Annotated in this window: 12 protein-coding genes; 5 read left to right on the top strand and 7 right to left on the bottom strand. The window is 75.2% G+C overall.

Features of this window, described 5'->3' with window-relative positions; genetic code table 11:
- Positions 1-123: 123 nt before the first annotated feature.
- Positions 124-3,450, bottom strand: a complete 3,327-nt coding sequence (locus CXR04_RS24915; protein ID WP_101424505.1) for a S8 family serine peptidase — start codon at positions 3,448-3,450, stop codon at positions 124-126.
- Between the two features lie 365 nt (positions 3,451-3,815).
- On the opposite strand from CXR04_RS24915, the gene CXR04_RS24910 reads away from it, so the two are divergent.
- Positions 3,816-5,588, top strand: coding sequence for a TIGR03767 family metallophosphoesterase (locus CXR04_RS24910; RefSeq protein WP_101424504.1), 1,773 nt, complete (start codon positions 3,816-3,818; stop codon positions 5,586-5,588).
- A gap of 93 nt (positions 5,589-5,681) precedes the next feature.
- Here CXR04_RS24910 and CXR04_RS24905 read toward each other — a convergent pair whose 3' ends face one another.
- Complete coding sequence (locus CXR04_RS24905) at positions 5,682-6,464, bottom strand: SDR family NAD(P)-dependent oxidoreductase (RefSeq protein WP_101424503.1); 783 nt, start codon at positions 6,462-6,464, stop codon at positions 5,682-5,684.
- Between the two features lie 377 nt (positions 6,465-6,841).
- Here CXR04_RS24905 and CXR04_RS24900 point away from each other — a divergent pair, with 377 nt between their 5' ends.
- Complete coding sequence (locus tag CXR04_RS24900) at positions 6,842-9,313, top strand: DUF7507 domain-containing protein (RefSeq protein WP_101424502.1); 2,472 nt, start codon at positions 6,842-6,844, stop codon at positions 9,311-9,313.
- Positions 9,314-9,403: 90 nt separating this feature from the next.
- On the opposite strand, the gene CXR04_RS24895 is transcribed toward CXR04_RS24900, so the two are convergent.
- Positions 9,404-10,828 carry an RNA polymerase subunit sigma-70 gene (locus tag CXR04_RS24895; protein ID WP_234380470.1) on the bottom strand — a complete coding sequence of 475 codons (1,425 nt, stop codon included), beginning with the start codon at positions 10,826-10,828 and terminating at the stop codon, positions 9,404-9,406.
- A gap of 170 nt (positions 10,829-10,998) precedes the next feature.
- Between CXR04_RS24895 and CXR04_RS24890 the strand changes: the two genes are divergently transcribed.
- Both CXR04_RS24890 and CXR04_RS24885 read left to right on the top strand, forming a co-directional pair.
- The gene (locus CXR04_RS24890) at positions 10,999-11,292 is read left to right on the top strand and encodes a DUF1203 domain-containing protein (RefSeq protein ID WP_101424500.1); all 294 of its coding nucleotides are present in this window, start codon (positions 10,999-11,001) and stop codon (positions 11,290-11,292) included.
- A gap of 92 nt (positions 11,293-11,384) precedes the next feature.
- The gene (locus CXR04_RS24885; RefSeq protein WP_101424499.1) at positions 11,385-12,182 is read left to right on the top strand and encodes a VOC family protein; all 798 of its coding nucleotides are present in this window, start codon (positions 11,385-11,387) and stop codon (positions 12,180-12,182) included.
- A 146-nt stretch (positions 12,183-12,328) separates the two neighbouring features.
- Here the strand turns inward: CXR04_RS24885 and CXR04_RS24880 are convergent, their stop codons facing one another.
- The 4 genes from CXR04_RS24880 to CXR04_RS24865 form a co-directional block, all read right to left on the bottom strand.
- Positions 12,329-12,553: a hypothetical protein gene (locus tag CXR04_RS24880; RefSeq protein WP_018834246.1), complete on the bottom strand. Its 225-nt coding sequence runs from the start codon at positions 12,551-12,553 to the stop codon at positions 12,329-12,331.
- Positions 12,554-12,608: 55 nt separating this feature from the next.
- Positions 12,609-14,264, bottom strand: coding sequence for an alpha-L-fucosidase (locus CXR04_RS24875; RefSeq protein WP_101424498.1), 1,656 nt, complete (start codon positions 14,262-14,264; stop codon positions 12,609-12,611).
- Positions 14,257-16,428: a 4-alpha-glucanotransferase gene (locus tag CXR04_RS24870; protein ID WP_101424497.1), complete on the bottom strand. Its 2,172-nt coding sequence runs from the start codon at positions 16,426-16,428 to the stop codon at positions 14,257-14,259. The genes CXR04_RS24875 and CXR04_RS24870 overlap by 8 nt, the downstream gene beginning before the upstream one ends.
- 135 nt (positions 16,429-16,563) lie before the next feature.
- On the bottom strand, positions 16,564-16,785 hold the full coding sequence (locus tag CXR04_RS24865) for a hypothetical protein (RefSeq protein WP_101424496.1): 222 nt from the start codon (positions 16,783-16,785) through the stop codon (positions 16,564-16,566).
- Positions 16,786-17,369: 584 nt separating this feature from the next.
- Here CXR04_RS24865 and CXR04_RS24860 point away from each other — a divergent pair.
- On the top strand, positions 17,370-20,543 hold the full coding sequence (locus CXR04_RS24860) for a beta-N-acetylglucosaminidase domain-containing protein (protein ID WP_101424495.1): 3,174 nt from the start codon (positions 17,370-17,372) through the stop codon (positions 20,541-20,543).
- Positions 20,544-20,564 lie beyond the last annotated feature (21 nt).

Raw genomic sequence — 20,564 nt, 5'->3', positions numbered from 1 at the left:
GGTACGAACTGAGACACACGCCACAGGGGCGGGACACCGGCAGGCCCGGCGTCCCGCCCCCGCGGGTGGTTGTTCCGAGCGTACGCGCGGCGCACACGGCGCCCACGGCGTACGCCGGGCGTGCTACGGCACCACCGTCCCGATCCGCACGCTGCCCGCGCCCGCCACCGTGCCGCGGGCGTTCTGCAACTGCACCTCGCCGAAGAACTCGCGCCCCTCGGGCCCGGGCGCCGCGACCGTGACCTCGGCACCGACCTCGGCGCTCGCGCCGCTGTCCAGCTCCACCGGCTCGTCGGCGACGCTCACCTCGCCCAGCGCCGGGGAGAAGTACACGTCGCGGTAGTCGTACTCCGTCGTGCCCGCCGGCACGTCGTAGGCGTAGACCTCCACCGTGTACGTCCCGGGCTCCGGGTCGGTGAGGGTGACGCCCTCCTCCGAGTCGGCGTCCGCCGACTGCGCGACCGGCTCGCCGTCGCGGTAGACGGTCAGGTCCAGGTCCGCGTTGGCGTCCGAGGTGGCGCCGATCACCGCGTCGAACCGGGTGACGCCCTCGCCGACCTCGATCGTCGTGGTGTTCGTGGCACCGTTCGCGATCTCCGGCCGGGTCGAGAGACCGGAGCCGAGCGGCCCGCCGGCGAGCTTGCCGGCCACCGGGGCGAACCCGTTGGTCACCGTCCACTCCACCGGGCTGGGGGTGCCGACCTTCGCCTCGTCGATCGTCTGCACCTCGGGGTCGAAGGCCGCGCCGAGCACGGCCGCCTCGACCGTGAAGGGGTTGTCCAGCTCCGGCGAGGTGCGCCGCGACTCGACCTCGATCTCCCACACGCCCGGCATCGGGTTGTCGTAGGAGCGCAGGTCGGGGCGGCAGGTGTTGGCCGGGTTGGCGTAGTTGTTGTAGCAGAACGGCGTCGACGTCTCGTCGGCCGGAATGCCCCAGGGGTCGATCGCGATCCAGCGGGTCTGGCTCTTGCCCTTGAGCCCGCTCATCGCCACCTCCAGGGTCTTCGCGCCCTCGGGGACCTTCACGAAGTACGAGCGGGTGGAGTTGCGCTGCACCTCGTTCGACACCTGGTGCCCGTACGCCGGCGCCGCCAGCTCCTGCGAGGTGACCACGGTGGTCAGCACCCGGTGGTCGATGCCCTCGGTGCGCTTGCCGTCGACCAGCAGGGCGGCGCTGTGCAGCCCCGCCGAGCGCGGCTTGGCCTGCACCTTGACGGTCACGGGCTGGCCGCGGCGCAGCGTGACGTCGTCGTCGCCGAGCAGCTTGAACGTGCCGTCGTTGCCCTGCCACTCCAGCTCGTGCGGCGTGCCGCCGGCCGGGCCCGTGGTGCGGGTGAGGGTGATCTCGTACGTCTCGGACTCGCCGCGCGCCGGGCCGCTCTCGCGGTCGTAGACGCCGGTGCCCACGCCGGGGGTGGTCAGGAAGCCGGCGAGCACGGTGTCGACGGGCGCCTCGACCTTGTACTCGTACGCCGTGGCGCCGTCCTCCAGGGAGTCCCAGGCGTCGACGATGTCGACCCGGCCGGCGCCCTCGGCGTACGTCTGCACGCCGGGGATGTGGTCGGCGGTGGAGGTCAGCGCGGTGCGCAGGGCGTTCGGCGTGACGTCGATGCCCTCCCGCCCGGCGGCCGACAGCAGCAGCGCCGCGGCGCCGGCGGCCTGCGGCGAGGACATCGAGGTGCCCTGCAGCATGCCGTAGCCGGGCGGCAGTTGGTACCCGGCCTCGGCGACGGGCGAGCCGGGCTGCCAGGTCGGGATGGTGTTGACCGACCCGCCGGGGGCGGTGATCGTCGGGGTGGCGCCGCCGTCCTCGCGCGGGCCGCGGGAGGAGAACGGCATCATCGCGTACTTCGTCTCGACCTGGCTGCCGTAGTTGGCGGCCCAGGTCTCGCGGGACACGGCCGCGCCGACGCTGATGACCTTGTCGGCCAGGCCCGGGTCGCCGATGGTGTTGGCGCCGGGGCCGTCGTTGCCCGCGGAGATGACGAGCTGCACGCCGTAGGTGTCGATGAGCCGGTTGTAGAGCGCGGCGCGGGCGTTGCTGCCGTCGTTGAGCGGCGGCAGGCCGCCGATCGACATGTTGACGACGTCGACGCCGCGGTTGGCGACCAGGTCGATCATGCCCTCGGTGAGCGCGACCGCGGTGCAGCCGCCGCTCCAGGTGCAGGCCCGGGAGGAGACGATCTTGGCGCCGGGCGCGGCGCCGTTCATCTTGCCGCCGAAGAGGCCGTTGGCCGCGGTGATACCGGCGACGTGGGTGCCGTGCGCGCCCTCGACGACGCCGATGTTGACGAAGTCTTCCTTCTTGCCGATCCAGTCCCCGCCGTACGGGTCCATCGGCACGTCCTTGCGGATCTCCACGACGAAGGGGATCGCCTCGGCGATCGCCGTGCTCGGGTCGTCGGCGCCGAAGTAGCGGAACTCGTGGTCCTCGCCGTACGGGGCCATCGGCTTGTCGTTCGTGAAGTCGCCGTCGTCGCCGAGGTCGACGCGCACGGTCCCGGCCGCCGCGTCGTACAGCAGCGCCCAGGAGTCGGTGGTGTCGCCGTCGCGGTTCAGGTCGCCCTGCATCTCGCCGCCGAGCGTGGCGTTCTCGCTGAAGAGGCTGACGGAGTAGTCGCCGCGCGGGGCGGTGTACTCGCGGTCGTTGAAGGTGAAGGCGGGGCCCGAGACGTCGTTGACCATCGGGCGCCAGGTGCGGTCGCCGTCGACGATCGGGTCGGTGGCCGTCACCCAGTCGGTGATCTTGCGCTCGCCGGTGGTGGTCTTGCGCAGCGCGGGGTGGGCGAGGTCGACGCCGGAGTCGAGGATGCCGATGGTGACGCCGCGGCCGTCGGCCTTCGGGTGCTTCTCGACGAAGTCGACGGCGCCGGTCTCGTGGGCCGGCTGGTACGGGTTCTTGGCCGGGGTCGAGCGGTCGGGGGCCGGGTAGGCGCCCTGTGCGCCGCTGCCCGTGCCGCCCTTGTCGCCCTTGGCCCGGTCGGCGACCGGCCGCGGGTCGGGCAGCTCGATCTCCTCGTTCAGATCGATGCCCTGGACCGCGGAGAGCTTCGCGGCCCCGGCGATGGCGGCGTCGGCGCGGCCGGTGGGCACGGTGGCGCGGACGTAGCCGAGTTTGTCGTGCGTACGGCCGACGGAGGCGCCGCGTACGGCGCGGAAGGTGTCGGCGACCTCGGCGGCCTGCCCGGGCTCGACGGCGACCAGCAGCGTGACGTTCTTGTCGCCCCCCGCCTTCGCCTCGGCGAGCAGTTCGGCGTCCTTCGCGCCGAGTTTGTCCGCCGCGGCCTTGGGCCGGTCGGGCTCCGGTGCGCCCTCCGCGGCCTGCGTGGCCGCCGAGCCGGTCGCGGTGAGCGCGGCGGCCAGCCCGGCCGCGAGGGCTATGCGGGCGGCGGCGCGCGGCCGTCCGCCCCCCGGTATGCGTCCGGGCGTGCGTCTGGGAGAGATCGTCATCTCTTGTTCAACCCCCACCTGTGTGGAAACCGGCATCCGGTGCCGACTGTCCGCATATCTATCAGCAAGGAACGCGTGCGCGGGGGGAGTTGAGAGTGGCGGATTGCGGCGTTGGCGCATAGCCGCCAGGAGGGCGCGCGCGGCGCTTTCCCGCCGCGATGAACCCACGGTGACCGTGGCCACTCGAACGGGCGAGGATCGCGTGTCCATTGCGCGGTGTTTTCAGCCGGTGAAGGTATTTGTGGGCTTCCCGGCCGCCGTCGTTCCGGTTGCGTTAAGTAGCAGGTCACCCGGCGTGCCAAGGCTCCGAGTGTACGGGTGACCCACCCGCGCCGAAGCCTCCCGCTCATCCCCCAGGAGCGCTGATGCACCGCGAAAGCACGTCCACCAGGCCCCCGGGCCCCCACCGGCGCGCCGTCCTCCTGGGCGCCGCCGGGGCCGCGGGTGCGGCCGCCGGGCTCGGGCTGGCCCTCGGCCCCGGCCAGCCGCAGGCGACCGCCCGGTCCGCAGGACCGCCGGCGCTGGCCTCGCGGGGCGGCGCCCAGGCGCTGGCGCCCGGCGGGGCGCCCGCCCCGTCGTCTGCGGGCACCACGATCCGTACGACGGCGGCGGCCGTCGGGTCCGGCGGCTACCGGCAGCTCACGGAGGGGGCGGGCTGGCCCCGGGCCGTACGCGCCGAACTCGGCGCCGCGGGCCCGCGGCGCGAGGACAAGCGGACCGCGCTCGCCGCCTTCGTCCAGCTCACCGACCTGCACATCGTGGACGTGCAGACGCCGCTGCGCTCGGAGTACTTCCGCGAGCGCGAGGGCGACGGCTGGCGCCCGCAGGAGGCGCTGAGCGTGCCGGGCGCGATCGCGCTCATCGAGCGCGTCAACTCGCTGACCGCCGGGCCCGCCACCGGACTCGCGCTCGGCTGCGCGGTCACCACCGGCGACAACACGGACAACAACAACGGCCTGGAGCTGGAGTGGTTCCTGACCGCGATGAGCGGCGGCCGGATCGTGCCCAACAGCGGTGACCCCAGGTCGTACGAGGGCGTCCAGAACAGCGGCGTCGACCGCTACTGGCACCCGGAGAGCCGGCTGCGCGACACCGACAAGGCGCTGGGCTTCCCGCGCGTCGACGGCTTCCTCGACGCGGCGATCCGGGAGGTCGCAAGCCCCGGGCTGCACCTGCCGTGGTACTCCACCGTCGGCAACCACGACCTGCTGCCCGGCGGCTGCTACGCGGCCCGCCAGCCGTACTTCGCCGAGTACGCGGCCGGCGACCGGAAGCTGATGACGCTGCCGGAGTCGGTCGCCGGGCCGCTCTTCGACGCCCTGCGCGCGGGCACCGACCCGCGGGGCGAGGCGTTCGCCGAGATGCTGCGCACGCAGCGGCACCTGATGCGCACGGTCACGGCGGACGAGCGGCGGGTGCCGTTCACGTCGCAGGAGTACGTGGCCGCGCACCTCCAGGAGCGCTTCACCGGGGCGGGGCCAGTGGGCCACGGCTACTCGGAGGCCCACCGCGCCTCCGGCGAGCTGTACTACGACTTCGCCCTCGGCGAGGCGGGACCGGGCGTCGTCGGCATCAGCCTGGACACCACCGACCAGGGCGGCGACTACCGCGGCTCGCTGGGCACGGCGCAGTTGCGCTGGCTGGAGCAGAAGCTGGCGGAGCACGCGAATGCGTACGTCGTCGTCTTCAGCCACCACACCAGCAAGTCGATGAACAACACGACGCCCGACCCCTTCCGGCCGGACGACAAGCGGCACACGGGGGCGGAGCTGCTGGAGCTGCTGCTGGCCCACCGCAACGTGGTCGCGTGGGTGAACGGGCACAGCCACCGCAACGAGATCACCCCGCACGGCGACGCCAGGGGCGGGCTGTGGGAGATCACCACCGCCTCGCACGTGGACTTCCCGCAACTGGCCCGGGTGGTGGAGCTGGCGGACAACGGCGACGGGACGCTGTCGCTCTTCACGACGCTGATCGAGTCGGCGGCCCCGTACCGCGCGGACGGCGGCGAACTCGGCCAGGCGGGCCTGGCGTCCCTCTACCGCGAGCTGGCCCTGAACGCCCCCCACTCCCCGCGCCGCCGCGCCCTGTCGGGCCTGGAGACGGACCGCAACACCGAACTGCTGCGGACCCGTTGACTTCGGCCGTCCACCCGGCGGGGGCCGGAGCCAGGCAGAAGGACCCCCTGGCCCAGCCCCCTCGCGGCTCCGCGCCCCCGCCCCGGCCCGTTGTCAGCTCGGGAACATCGCCGTGGCGTTGACCCAGGTGCCGGTGACCGCGCCCGCGTGGTCGGAGGCGAGGAAGGCGGCCAGGTCGGCGATCTCCTTCAGGCGGGGGGAGGCCGGGAGCATGCGGAGGCTGTCGAGGGTGTCGAGGACGCCACCGAGGGCTTCCGGGGTGGCCATCGCCGGGTTGACCGCGCCGAGCTTCTGCGGGGTGAGGGTCTCCGGGACGCCGGCCGCCCACACGCCCGCGGCGCGGACGCCGCTGGGGCCCAGTTCCTGGGCGAGGGAGCGGATGAGGGTGTCGATCGCCGCGTCCGCGGGGCAGGTGCCGCCCATCAGCGGACTGGTGTGGGACGAGCCGCTGTTGAGCGCCAGGATGACGCCGGAACCCTGCGCCGCCATCCGCTTGCCCGCGGCGCGGGCGGTGACGAAGTTGGTCGTGAGGCCGCGGGTCACGCAGGAGACGTAGTCCGGGACGGACAGGTCGACCAGCGGGGTGCCCTGGACGTCGTTGCGGGTGATCAGGTTGATGCTCACGTCGATGGAGCCCGCCTCCTCCGCCACCCGGGCCGCGTGCTCCTCCACCGCCTGCTCGTCGAGCGCGTCCACGGCGGCCGCGTGGGCGGTGCCGCCGGACTCGTTGATGTCCCTCGCCACCAGTTCGACGTTCGCGGCGTTCCGGCCGGTGAGGTGGACGCGGGCGCCCTCGCGGGCGAAGGTGCGGGCGACCGCGGCGCCGATCGCGCCGCCGGCGCCGTAGACGATGGCGTTCCTGTCCTGCAGCAGCATGGTCTCTCCTGGCTGTCGTCATCGGGGTGATGCCGGCCATTGAGACGCACGCGGGCCGCGGCAGTCATCGCTCCCCGCCCGGCGTCCTCGGCGCGGCCCCCGGTCTTCGCCCGAATGCCCCCGCCGGGCAGGACTCCCGGCGCCATCGGGGTGAGGGGTGTGTGTGGCGAGGCGAGCCGCTTCCGGATCCGGGTCCACGATGCCAGGGCACACGTGCCCGAACCCTGACGGCAGCACGCACGCGCGCCCCCTCCCCCGCAAGCATGCGAGCACCTCGCCCTGGGCACCGGCCGTCACCCCGACCCCCACAGGAAGGAACGCTCGCCATGCATGCCCGAGCGACCGCCGCCACCGCTCCACCCCCGCCGAAGAGACCGATGCGCCTGCCGCGCCTGGCGAGGGCGGGGCTCGGGCTGCTGGGCGGGCTCGCCCTGCTGTCGGGGCTGCCCGGCGCCCCGGCGGCCGCCGCGCCCGCCGCGGCGGCCCAGCCGCCGCCCTCGATCTACGTGGAAGAGGACTTCAAGGGCGCCACCGCCCCGGAGTTCACCGGCTACGGCTCCGCCTGCCTGACGGGTGCGCCCGCCGACGACAGCGGCCCGACGACCGGCGTCCACCCCCTCGGCGGCTGCCCGACGCCGTCCGCGGCCGGCGGCCCCGTACCGCCGCCGGGTGCGGACGGGCGCGGCTACCTCCAGCTCACCGACGCCAAGACGGACCAGAGCGGCGCGGCCCTCTACAACCAGGCCATCCCCGCCGAGGACGGGCTGGTGGTCAGTTTCGAGCAGTGGCAGTACGGCCCGACCGCCGAGTTCCAGGGGCAGATCCGGCCCGCGGACGGCATCTCCTTCTTCCTCGTCGACGGCGCCGCGGACCTGGACGCGCCGGGCGCCTTCGGCGGCAGCCTGGGCTACGCGCAGAAGAACGACCCCGCGGAGGCCGTCGTCCCCGGGGTCGACCAGGGGTACGTGGGCGTCGGGCTCGACGTGCTCGGCAACTTCTTCAACGACGGCGAGGGCCGTGGCAGCGGCTGCCCGGCGGACCAGCGCTCCCCGGCCGGCACCGCGTTCCCCACGATCTCCAGCACGGGCCCCAACATGGTCACGGTGCGCGGGCCTGGCGACGGCCTGCTGGGCTACTGCTTCCTGGACGCCACGTACACCGGTGAGCACTCGGACGCCACCGGGTGGGAGTCGAGCCTGCCGGGCCGGCTCGAAGGGCCGACCACCGGGGTCTCCAGCGACCCGGTGCAGGCGGAGGCCGACCTGGAGCCGTCGAAGCGGACGGTGACGGTGGAGATCACCCCGGCGCCGGACCCGGTGCTGACGGTCTGGATCGACTTCCAGGACGGCCAGGGCCCGCAGCAGGTCCTCAGCCGGCCGGCGCCCACGCCGGTGCCGAGCACGTACAAGTTCGGCTTCGCCGGCTCCACCGGCGTCTGGTCCAACGTGCACCTGATCCGCAACGTCGTCATCGGCAGGCCGGCGCCGGCGCTGAGCCTGGTCAAGTCCGTGCCGGACGACCTGCCGCTCCCGCTGGAGGCGGGCGACGAGGTTCCGTACACCTACACCGTCACCAACACGGGCAACACCGAACTGGACGACGTCACCGTCACCGACGACCGGCTGGGCCCCATCGAGTGCCCACGGACATCGCTGTCCCCCGGACAGAGCGTCGAGTGCACGGGGACGGGCACGGTCACGGAGGCAGACGCGGAACGGGGCGAGCTGACCAACACCGCCACGGCCACGGCGACCCACGACGGCCAGGAGGTCGGTCCGGAGGAAGACAGCCTCACGCTGCCGGTGGTGAGGCCGCGTCCGTCGCTCACCCTCATCAAGTCCGTCCCGGCGGACCTGCCGCTCCCGCTGGAGGTGGGCGACGAGGTTCCGTACACCTTCACCGTCACCAACACGGGCAACACCGTGCTGGAGGACGTCACCGTCACCGACAGCCGGCTGGGCCCCGTCGAGTGCCCGCAGACCACGCTGGCACCCGGCGAGAGCGTCAGATGCACCGGCACCGGTACGGTCACGGAGGCGGACGCCGCGCGCGGTGAGGTGCCCAACACCGCCACCGCCACGGCCATGTTCGACGGGCAGGAAATCGGCCCCGAGGAGGACAGCCTCACGCTGCCCGTACGCAAGACGGTGCCCGGGCCCGCCTTCACCCTCATCAAGTCGGTGCCGGACGACCTGAACCTCCCGCTGGAGGAGGGGGACACGGTCGAGTACACCTACACCGTCACCAACACGGGCAACACGGTGCTGGAGGACGTGACCGTCACCGACAGCCGGCTGGGCCCCGTCGAGTGCCCGCAGACCACGCTGGCACCCGGCGAGAGCGTCCGGTGCACGGGGACCGGCACGGTCACCGCGGAGGATGCCGCACGCGGTGAGCTGCCCAACACCGCCACCGCAACCGCCGTGTTCGACGGCCAGGAGGTCGGCCCGGAGGAGGACAGCCTCACGCTGCCGGTGCGCGTGCCCGAGCCGGGGGCGCGCGGGAGCATCACCGTGAACAAGGTGGACGCCCACAACGGCAAGCCGCTGGCCCACGCGGTCTTCGAGCTGTGGCGCGAGACCAACGGCGTGCCGGGGCTGCAGACCCGCGGCGGCAACCCCGACACCCGGGAGGGCAGCGGCTGCGCCACCGACAGGGCGGGCGTCTGCACCTTCGGCGAGCTGGAGAGCGGCACCTACTACCTGCTGGAGACCGAGGTCCCCGACGGCTTCCGGCTGCCGCGGCCCCCGGTCACCGGTCCCCTCACGATCGAGGGCGACGAGCACCTGACCGAGCGGATCGGCAACCCGCGCGGCGAGCCCTGCAAGGGCAAGGGCTGCAAGAAGTAGAACCGTAGCCGCCGGCGCGTACGTGCGCGGGCGTCCCGGCTCTTTGCCGGGGCGCCCGCGCACTGCCGTACGGCGGGAAGACGCCGCTGCTCAGAGCGTCATCGGCAGCCCGAACGCCGGCAGCAGATGCGGCTCGAACGTGGTGATCTCGGCGATCCGCCCGCCTGCCACCCGCAGCACCTCCAGCGTCTGCGCCCGGTACACCGTCGTGCCCGGCCGGCGCACGTAACCGGCGACCGCCGGGCGGCCGTTGGCGCGGGTCGGCACGTGCCGCCAGTCGCCGAAGAAGCCGGGCAGGGCGGGGTCGAGTGACTGGGAGACGAAGTCCACGATCGTCTGCCGCCCGACGAACCAGAACGGGTTCGGCGGCATGGTCAGCGTCGCGTCCGCCGTCAGCAGCGCCGTCATCGCCGCCATGTCGAGCCGCTCGGCCGCCTCCCGGTACCGGTCGACGGCCGCCAGTTCCTCGGGCGTCGGCGGCGTGCGGGGCGCCCACTCCGCGCGCTCGCCGGCGGGCAGGTGTGCGCGCAGCGCCGGCCGGGCGCGTTGCAGGGCGCTGTTGACGGCGGCGGTGCTCAGGTCCAGCAGCCGGGCCGTCTCCGCGGCGGGCAGGCCGACGACGTCGCGGAGCACGAGCGCCGCCCGCTGGCGGGGCGGCAGGTGCTGGAGCGCGGCGAGGAAGACCAGGTCGACGGTCTCGCGGGCGACGGCCTGGGCCTCCGGGCCGGCGTCGGCCGCGGGCACGTCGGCCAGCAGGTCGTCGGGGTAGGGCTGGAGCCAGGTGATACGGGCGGGCGGCTCGGCGTCGCCGTGGGCCATGCCGGGCAGCCGCTCGTAGCGGGCGGGGGTGCGGGAGTGGCGGCGGAGGTGGTCGAGGCAGGTGTTGGTGGCGATGCGGTAGAGCCAGGCGCGGACGGCGGCGCGGCCCTCGTAGGTCTCGCGGCCGCGCCACGCCTTGAGGAACGTCTCCTGTACGAGGTCCTCCGACTCGTCGTACGAGCCGGTCATCCGGTAGCAGTGGACCTGCAGTTCGCGGCGGTACGCCTCCATCAGGGCGGCGAAGTCCGCGTCGTCGGGGGCGGCGGCGTCCGGCTCCTGATGCGTCACGGGCCGCGGCGTGACGTTTTCTGGCGCCTCCTCCGGCGTGACGTTCCCGGGCGTGACGTTCCCGGGCGTAACGCCTTCCGGCGTGCCGTTTTCCGGCGTGCCGTCCTCCGGGGCCCCCGCCGCGTCCCTCGCCGTACGCGCGATGCGCCGCAGCCGCCCCACCGACGACGACAGCTCCGTCACGTCCGCGTAGAACGCCTCCGGCGGCCTCGGCTTGAGGCGTCCGGCGCGCTCGGCGACGTCGGATATCAGCTCCCGCACGGACCCGGCCGCCCCGGGGGCGAGGCGCTCGCGGTAGGCGCGCTGGCGGCAGGCGGCGGAGCAGTAGACGGAGGTACGGCCCCGGCGGCCGGCACGCGCGGGCACGGGGCCGGCGCAGGCCGGGCACGTGGCGGCCGGTGCGGACACGGTTCCTCCCCTGGTCTGCGTCACGCGGTCGGTGCGTGACGCAATTCTGCCAGCGCCCGCCGACACCGGACCTGACGTCGGATTCCCGCCAGCGTTCACGCCCCGCGGCCCGCAGCCTGGACGGCATGACGACGACATGAAAGCCCCCCGCCGCCTACCGCGCCGCCCCCATCCCCCCGGCCGTCCTCGCGCGCCTCCGCGAAGCCGACGACGCCGGGCATCCCGCCCGGGCGGTGACCGACGGTGAAGGCGGCGCGCCGCTGCGTTGCTGTCTGCGGCGGAGCCGGGCCGGGGAGCGGATCGCGCTCGTGTCGTACGCGCCGCTGCGGCGGTGGGCCGCCGCGGCCGGGGCGGGGGCGCTGGCGGCGGCGTTCGCGGCGACGTTCGCGGCGCCCGAGGTCGCGTTCGTGCACGTGCGGGCGGTGGAGTACGGGTGCTTCCTGTACGAGGTACGGCGCCCCTGAGCCGTCCGCGAGCGAGCGGCGCGCCGCGGGGCTAGCGTGAGAAGTGCACAAATCCGCGCAATACCCCCCAGCCTCAGAGGAGGCGACAGATCATGACCGTACGACCCGAAGGCGCACCCACCTGGGCGGACGCGACCTTCCCCGACCTCGAGGCCGCGAAGAGCTTCTACGCCGACGTCTTCGGCTGGACCTTCGAGGACGGGGGCGAGACCTCCGGGCACTACACCCAGGCGATGGCGGAGAGCGGCGTCGCCGCCGGTCTCGCGCCGCCCATGCCGGGAGCGGAGGAGGCCCCTGCGGGCTGGACGCTCTACTTCGCCACGCCCGACGCCGATGCCACCGCCACGCACGTCGGCGAGCACGGCGGGCGGGTCCTCATGGGCCCGATGGAGGTCGGCCCGTACGGCACGATGGCCATCGCCGAGGACCCGGACGGCATCCGGTTCGGGCTGTGGGAACCCGGCAGCCACGAGGGCTTCGCCGCGATCGGCAAGCCCGGCACCTTCTGCTGGGCCGAGGTCGACACCCGCAACCCCGAGCACGCCGACTCCTTCTTCCCCGAGGTCTTCGGCTACCGGGTGCGCAAGATGCAGGACGACACCATGGACTACGCCGTGTGGAGCGTCGGCGACGGCGACCCGCTCATCGGCCGGGCGCAGATGAGCGGCAACGTCTTCCCCGAGGGGACGCCCCCGCACGTGGGCGTCTGCTTCGCGGTGGACGACTGCGACCGTGCCGTGGAGACCACGCGGCGGCGCGGCGGCAGCGTGACCTTCGGGCCGCAGGACTCACCGTTCGGGCGGATGGCGACGCTTGAGGACCCGCAGGGTGCGTCGTTCACCGTGATCGACGTCAACCGCACGGTCGGTGACATGCCGGACTTCGCCTGAGGCGGGCGGCAGCGGCCGGGGCCGGGGCCGGGCGCCGAGGCGCCGGGCCCCGGCCCACCGGGTGTCGTGAGCGCGATGAACGCGCCAAAGCGCCCGCCCCGCGGTACGGAGCAGGCGCCTGCGCGCGGCGGGGTGACCCGCCCGCGTCAGCTCTTCTTCTTCTCCGCCGCGACCACCAGTCCGGCGATCACCGCGAAGGCGACCAGCGGGGTGAGCACGAAGAGACCCAGGGTCTCCGCAACGCTCAGCCCGGGGCCCGGGTCGTCGCCGTCGTCGCGGTTCAGCGCGGAGGCGGCGGGGGACGACATCAGCATGATCAGCGCCGTCCCGGCGGCGAGTGCACCGGCGCGCAGGGTCTTCTTCCTGTCCACGCTCAAACCGTAGCGAACACCGCCGCCGCCCGCGCGCCCGGGGTCGCCTAACGCGCTATGTGCCCCCCGCCGTGCTCAGATGCGCCGTCACCGGCAGCAGCCGCGGCTTGCCCCGCGTCTCCTCCACCCGTACCCGCAGCTCGTCCGCCGTCACCGGCGCGGCCAGCGGCAGGATGCGGTACGCGCCGATCGTCGTGCCGGCCGCGATCCGGCGCCACTGGCCCGTCGCCGGGTCGCGCGCCTCGACCGCGAAGCGCTCGACGCGCTGGCCGTGCCGGATGTCCTCCGCGAGCCGCACCCGGTCGAAGGTCTGCGGCCCCCGCCGGTCCAGCACGTTCTCGCCGTACACCGCGCGCACCCGGTCGCCGAAGGCGCGCAGTTCGCGTGCGTCCTCGGGGGCGATCCGGCCGTCGCGCGCGGGCGGCACGTTGAGCAGCAGCGGGGCGTTGCGGCCGACGCTCTGCTCGTACAGCGCGAACAGCTCGTCCGCGCTCTTCGGCCGCTCGCCGGGGTGGTGGAACCAGCCGGGGCGGTTGGAGACGTCGGCCTCCGCCGGATACCACTGCAGGTACCGTACGCCGTCCGCCAGCAGCCGGGCGCGCGAGCCGATGTCGGCATCCGTGGAGTCGTTGGGCAGCGCGCCGTGCGTGGACCGGGGGTCGACGGTGTGCGGGGTGACGCTCCACTCGGTCTCGCGGGCGGCGCCGCGCTCGTTGCCGACCCAGCGGATGCCCTGCGGGCCCTGGAAGACGACGGTGTCCGGGGAGAGCGCGTGGATCAGCTCGTACCACTGCCGGAAGTCGTACTCCTGCGTGATGCCCGCGTTCCGCCACGGGTTGGCGCCGTCGAGCCACAGCTCGTCGATGGGGCCGTACTCGGTGAACAGCTCGTAGACCTGGTTCAGGTAGTACGCGTCGTAGTCGTTCGCGCGCACCGTGAACGTGGGCAGCCGGCCGGCCGCCACGTCGTCGGCGCGGTCGTCGCCCTCGGCGAGGGTGGGGATGGTGTGCGTGCGCACGGGGCTGCCGTTGCCGTAGCGGCCGTGGCCCGAGGGCGGGCCGCCGTCCGCGAGGGCGGTGCGCTCGACGCTCGTCAGCGGCTCGCCCGCCTCCTGCTTCTCGCGCAGGTCCGCGAGCCAGCCGGCGTGCCAGGCGTGCGGCAGTTCCGCACCGTCGGACGGCGAGAGGTAGACGCCGACGTCGAGCCCGGCCCTGCGGGCTTCCTTGACGTACGTGCCCAGGAGGTCGCGGCTGTGCGGGCTGGCGGCCACGGAGTGGTCGGAGTAGCGGGTCGGGTAGAGGTTGAAGCCGTCGTGGTGCTTGGCGGTGAGCATGGCCATCTCGGCGCCCATCGCCTGGTACGTGCGCATCCACTGGGCGACGTCGACGCGCCCCGGGTCGAAGAGCGCCGGGTCCTCCGCGCCGGAGCCCCACTCGCGGTCGGTGAGGGTGTTCATGCCGAAGTGGGTGAAGGCCGTCACCTCGCGCCGCTGCCAGGCGAGCTGGCCGGAGGTGGGCACGATGTGGGCGGCCTTGGCGAGGATGCGCTCGGGGGTGTCGCACTCCTCGACGGTCATCCGGGAGGCGGGCTCGATCGGCCGGGTGCACCCGTCGGCGGCGGCCGCGGGTTCGCGGGCCGCCGGGAGCAGGGCGGTCGCCGTGAGGGCGACGGCCGCGGCTCCGGTGCCGACGGAACGGGCGGCTCTACGCACGGGGTGCCTCCTCGCTCGTACGACCGGACTCCGCACCCCCGGACCCGGCCCCGGACACCTCGCCGGATACGTCACCGCCGGGCTGCGCGCCCGCCCTTCCGCCGAGTTCGCGTACCACCTCCGCCAGCAGCCGGTGCGTCCGCGGCGCGTCGGCCAGCTCCTCGAAGAGCAGCGTGCGGCCGTCCGGATCGGCGACCGGCAGCCGCCAGCCGGGGTACTCCGGGCCCGCGCCCGGCACGTGCTGCGGGCGCCGGTCGCCGGCCGCGTCCGGCAGCCAGACGGCGACGAGCCGGGCGGGGGTGCGGGCGAGGAAGCGGTACAGGCCGGTGATGACGGACGCCTCGTCGGCCCGGCCACCGGGCAGCAGCCGCAGCCGGTCGAGCAGGTCGAGCCAGGTGCCGACCTCCACCGCGTCGGCGGCGCGGGCGGCGGGCAGCGGTCCTTCGACGAGGCCGAGTTCGTGGCGGAGCGCCAGGTACGCGCCGCTGAGCCGGGCGGCGGTGGGCGGCAGGCCGTGTCCGGTGACGGCGGCGAGCGCGTCGGCCCGCCAGCGCTCCGGCGGCCGCGGGCACGGTACGCCGCCGGGGGTCTCCGGCGCCGGTTCGCGCTGGTTCCACAGCGCCGACGTGCCGAGCACGCCGCGCGCCGCGAGCGTGTCCCGTACCGCGGGATCCGCCGGCACTTCCTGGTCGTCGCCGATCACCGGCGTCCCCGCCCGGTGCGCCTCCAGCGCCAGTACGCCGAGCATCGCCTCCGCGTCGTACGAGACGTACGTGCCCTCCGCCGGGGGCCGGCCCGCCGGCACCCACCACTGCCGGAACAGCCCGCTCACGTGCCCGACGCGCAGCGCCCCGGCCCGCCGCAGCGCGGCGCGCAGGACCGAGCGGTACGGGCCGTAGCCCGCCGCCGCCAGCCGGTCGGGCCGCCACACCGGCACGCCCCGGTCGGTGCCGCGGGCGTCGCCGTCGCGCGGCGCGGTGCCCGCGGTGCAGCCGGCGGCCAGGAGGGACTGCTCCGCCCAGGCGTCGGCGCCCGAGGGGTGCACGCCGGCCACCAGGTCGTGGATGACGCCGACGGCCATGCCCGCGTCCCGGGCGATCCGCTGGGCCCGCCAGAGCTGGTTGTCGGTGAGCCAGGCGAGCCGGCAGTGGAAGTCGATGCGGTCGAGCAGGTCGTGCCGGGCGCGGGTGGTGGCGGTGGAGCGCGGGTCGGCGAGGCCGCCGGGCCAGGAGCGCCAGTCGGGGCCGTGGATCTCGGCCAGGGCGCACCAGGCGGCGTAGTCGTCGAGGGGCTGGCCCTGTTCGGCGAGGAAGTGGTGGTACGCGACGCGGCGGCCGGGCGTCAGCTCGACGCGCAGCAGCAGCTCCAGCGCGGCGCGCTTGAGCCGCCACACCTCGTCGCGGTCGACGAGCCCGCCCTTGGCGCGCACCTGGTCGCGCAACGCGGCGGCGCGGCCGGCCAGTTCGGCGGCCTGGGCGCGGTCGGCGGGGGCGAGGTAGCGGTACTCGGGTATGTCCTCGATCCGCAGGTGCACGGGGTCGGCGAAGCGCCGGGAGGACGGCCGGTACGGGGACGGTTCCGCGGGCCGGCCCGCGGCGCCTGGGACCGCGGCGTGCAACGGGCCCAACTGCACGAAGTCCAGGCCGTGGGTACGCGCCGACCAGGCGGCCAGCTCCGCCAGGTCGCCGAGGTCGCCCATGCCCCAGGAGCGGGTCGACAGCAGCGCGGGCAGCGGGAGCGCGAGCCCGGCGCCGCGCCCGGCCGGCTGCGGCACGCGCGCAGGGGCGGCGATGACGGTGGCCTTGCCGGTGCGCCCGTCGGGAGCGGTGGCGGTGAGGGTGTGCACGCCGGGCGGGAGCGGGGCGCGCGGGTCGAGTTCCGCGCCGTCCTCACCGGCCAGGGCGGTCACCGTGCCGGGTGGCAGGGGCCCGGGGTCGAGGACGGTGCCCGCGCGCGGCACGAGGGTCGCGGGCAGGAGGCGGTCCCGTTCGGCCGCTTCGTACGCCGCGAGCGAGGCGGCGACGGCGGCGGGCCCGGCGGCGTCCACGCCGAGCGCGGCGAGGACGGCGACGAGGGTGTCGTCGGGGACCGGGACGGAGCGGCCTGGCGTGCGTTCGTACGAGACCGCGGCTCCGTGCAGCGCAGCTAACCGCGCCAGAGACATGCCACCCCCAGGTGGTATGCGACGTCATCGGCTCCGGCGTCACCCACATACCCCGTCGCGGGCCCCGGAGGGTCGCCGCCGGGGTGAGCCGGAAGGCTGATCGTACTGCGGCCGCCGCGCGCCGTCAGCAGGCCGTCACGTGAAGTGAACGGGCGGCAGCGGCTCGCTGATGAGGTTGTCGTCGGCGGCGAGCGGCGGCTCGCTGGTCAGTGGAGTGCCCGCGGCCAGCGGCGGCTCGCTGGTCAGCGGCAGCTCGGCGCAGGAGCAGGAGCCGGCCAGGCCGTAGTCGGGGTCGGCGCCCTCGACGGGTTTGAGGTGGTGGTCGTGGCTGACTTCGAACGGAGCGGGAGCGGTCACCGCGGGACCTCCTCGGTCGACGGCTGGTCACGTCCGCCGCTACCCGATCAAGGGCCCGGCAGTCGTGGCGACACGCGTTCGTGCCATACGTCACAGTACCCGGAACGGGCGAATTCACTGTAGAGGGCCCTGCGGAGCGCAAGAGATGGGGCACGTGCGCCCTCCCGGCCCGCTTTTTCCGCCGGGGCGGACGGGACGGAAGACGGCCGCGTACCGGGCCGCGCACCGGAGGAGCACCTCGCCGCGGCCGCACCGATTCCCGCGTACCAGCTCCCGCGCAGGCCGGGGGTGCCACGGCGGTACGGCGCGGGTACCCTGGCTCGCTCTCCCGGCGGATCGGGGCCGACCGGCGCGTTGACAGCGGCGGTATCGCGGTGGTGGGCTCTCGGCTGCGCCCCGCGCGGGCACGGGCGGCGCGGGGCCGGTGTACGGCACGCGTACGCGCATCCTTAACCGCCGTGAAACGCGGGGGCGATGAGCAGTCGACAGCGTCGGCGTACGGTCGGAAGACGGCCGGCAGCCGGGGTGCGGGACCGGGAACGGACGGAGGTCGGACGGAGTTGGGCGGAGCTGCCAGGCGGCGGGTGGCCACGGCGACGGCGTTGTCCGCCGCCGTGATCGGCGGGCTGCTCGGCGGCCGGGCGCCGGAGGCCGCTGCCCAGCCGCAGCAGCCGGACGCCGGCGGCACGGGGTCGGCCGAGACGCCGGCCGCCGAAGAGGCGCTGCGCGACACGGTGTGGCCGCGCCCGCAGCAGTTGCGCGCCCGCGCCGGCGAGGTGCACGCGGGCGGGCAGGCGGTGCTCGTCACCCCCGAGGGGGCCGACCCGCGGGCGCTCGCGGAGCTGCACGAGGTGCTGCGGGCGGTCGGCGTACGGGAGTTCACGCAGGTGCGCCCCGGCGCCGCGCTGCCCGCGACCGGGCTCGTGGTCTACGCCGACCAGACGCCGGCCGGCCCCGCGGGCGTCGCGGGCCCGCCGCCGCGCCGCTCCCCCGCCGACGCCGCGCTGCGCGCCCTGGGCGCGGGCGAGCAGGCCGACCTGCCGGCCGGCGGCTACCGGCTGGCCGCCGGGCAGTACGAGGGCCGCGACGTCGTCGCGCTGGCCGGGACCGACGCCGCGGGCCTCTTCCACGGCGTGCAGACGCTGCGCGAACTGTCCCGCGCGGCCCGTACGGAGAACACGCTGCCCGCCGTGTCCGTACGCGACTGGCCCGGCACCGCCGTGCGCGGCATCGCGGAGAACCACTACGGCCGCCCCTGGAGCCACGAACAGCGCCTGGCGCAGCTCGACTTCATGGGCCGCACGAAGCTCAACCGCTACCTCTACTCCCCCGGCGACGACCAGTACCGCCAGGCCGGCTGGCGCGAGGCGTACCCGGCCGACCAGCGCGCCCGGTTCCGCGAGCTGGCCGAGCGGGCCCGCGCCAACCACGTGACGCTCGCCTGGGCGGTGGCGCCGGGCCAGGACTTCTGCTTCTCCTCGGCCCGCGACCGCAAGGACCTGCTGGCCAAGGCGGACGCGATGTGGGCGCTGGGCGTACGGGCCTTCCAGCTCCAGTTCCAGGACGTCAGCTACAGCGAGTGGGCCTGCGGCGAGGACGCCGACGAGTACGGCTCGGGCCCGGAGGCCGCCGCCCGCGCGCAGGCCGAGACCGCCAACGCGCTGGCCGCACACCTGTCCCGGCGGCACCCGGACGCGGCGCCGCTGTCGCTGCTGCCGACCGAGTACTACCAGGACGGCACCACCGACTACCGCTCCGCGCTCGCCGGCGAGCTGGACGAGCGGGTCGAGGTCGCCTGGTCCGGCGTCGGCGCGGTGCCCAAGGAGATCAGCGGCGGCCAACTGCGTGACACGCAGGCCGCGTTCGGCGGCCACCCGCTGGTCACGCAGGACAACTACCCCGTCAACGACTACGCCCGCGACCGCATCTTCCTCGGCCCGTACGACGGCCGCGACCCGGCGGTCGCCGCCGGCTCCGCGGGCGTGCTGGCCGGCGCGATGGAGCAGCCCGCCGCCTCCCGGGTGCCGCTGTTCACGGTCGCCGACTACGCCTGGAACCCGCGCGCGTACGAGCCGGACGCCTCCTGGCGGGCCGCCGTGCGCGACCTCGCCGCGGACGCCCCGGAGCCGGAGAAGGCGGGCGCCGCGCTCGCCGCGCTGGCCGGGAACTCGGCGTCGTCGGAGCTGGGCGCCAGGGAGTCGGCGTATCTGCGGCCGCTGATCGCGGACTTCTGGCGCGCGCGGGAGAGCGCGGCCGGCGGCAGGCGGGACGCGGAGAAGGCGGCTGCGCGGCTGCGGGAGGCGTTCACCGTGATGCGCCGCGCGCCGGAGGAGCTGGCGCCGCTGGCGGACGGCACGTTCGGCGACGAGGTGCGGCCGTGGCTGACGCAGTTGGCGCGGTACGGCGCGGCCGGCGAGCGGGCGGTGGACATGGTCACCGCGCAGGCCGCGGGCCGCAACGAGGAGGCGTGGCAGGCGCGGCTGGAGCTGCAGCGCCTGGCCGGCGAGGCGGGCCTCCCCCACAGCGCGCTGGCGCGCACGTGGGAGGGACCTCCGAGCGGGGTGGTGGGCGCGGGGGTGCTCGACGCCTTCCTCGGCCGGGCGCTGACGGACTCCGACTCCTGGCTGGGCGCGGGCGGCGGCGCGCAGCGCTCCGCCGGCGCCGGGGCGTCCGTCTCGGGCGGCGCGGAGCCGCTGGAGGGCTCGTCGGTGGCGGCGGCGGCCGACGGAAAGCCGGCCACGGCGTACGAGGCCGCCCGGCCGCCGTCGCCCGGCACGCACGAGGCGCTGGTGGTGGAGTTCGACCGGCGGCCGCTGCGGGCGGTGACGGTGCTGACCCAGCCCGGCACGGGCACCCGCGCCGAGGTGCAGATCCGGGTACGCGACGGCGGCGGGACCGCCTGGCGCCCGGTCGGCGAACTCGACGGCGGCGGCTGGACGGAGCTGCCCGCCGAGCGCGCCGACGCCGACGCCGTACGGCTCGTGTGGGCCGCCGACACCACGGCGCCCGTGGTGTACGAGGTGGTGCCGTGGTCCGCCGCGGAGCCGGGCGCCCGGCTGTCGCTCTCCCGCGACCGGGCGGACGTGACGATCGGCGGCGATCCGGTGGTCGTGGACGCGGAGTTGTCCGCGCGGCGCCCCGGCGACGCGGGCGGCAAGGTGACGGCGAAGGCGCCGGAGGGGCTGAAGGCGGAGTCCCCCGGCGAGGTGCGGATAGCCCGCGGCACGACGGCCAGGGCCCCGATCGAGATCCGGGCGACGGAGGACGTGCGGCCGGGCACGTACGAGATCCCGGTGAAGCTGGAGGACGGCGGCGCCGCCCAGGTCCGTACCGTCACCGTGCACGCCTACCCCGCGGTGGGCGGCCCCGACCTGGCCCGCGACGGCCGCGCGTCGTCGTCGGCGGACGAGACGCCGGATTTCCCGGCGGCGGCGGTGGCGGACGGCGACCCGGAGACGCGCTGGTCCTCGCCGGTCGAGGACGGCGCCTGGGTGCAGGTGCGGCTCGCGAAGCCGGTGCGGGTCGGCGAGGTGGCGCTGAACTGGGAGAGCGCGTACGCGAAGCGCTACCGCGTGCAGGTCTCCGCCGACGGCCGCCGCTGGCGCACGGCGGCGGCGGTGAACGACGGCGAGGGCGGCCGCGAGTCGGTCCGGATGGACGAGCGCGAGGTGCGCTACGTCCGCGTCCAGGGCGTGGAGCGCGCGACGGAGTTCGGCTACTCGCTCTACGCCCTGGAGGTACGGGCCGTCCGCGACTGACCGCGTTCCGGGCCCGCCCGG

This window comes from Streptomyces sp. CMB-StM0423, from assembly GCF_002847285.1.
Lineage (GTDB): Bacteria > Actinomycetota > Actinomycetes > Streptomycetales > Streptomycetaceae > Streptomyces.
Note: the sequence above shows the minus strand (reverse complement) of the source record. Positions and strands in the feature narration are given on the sequence as shown.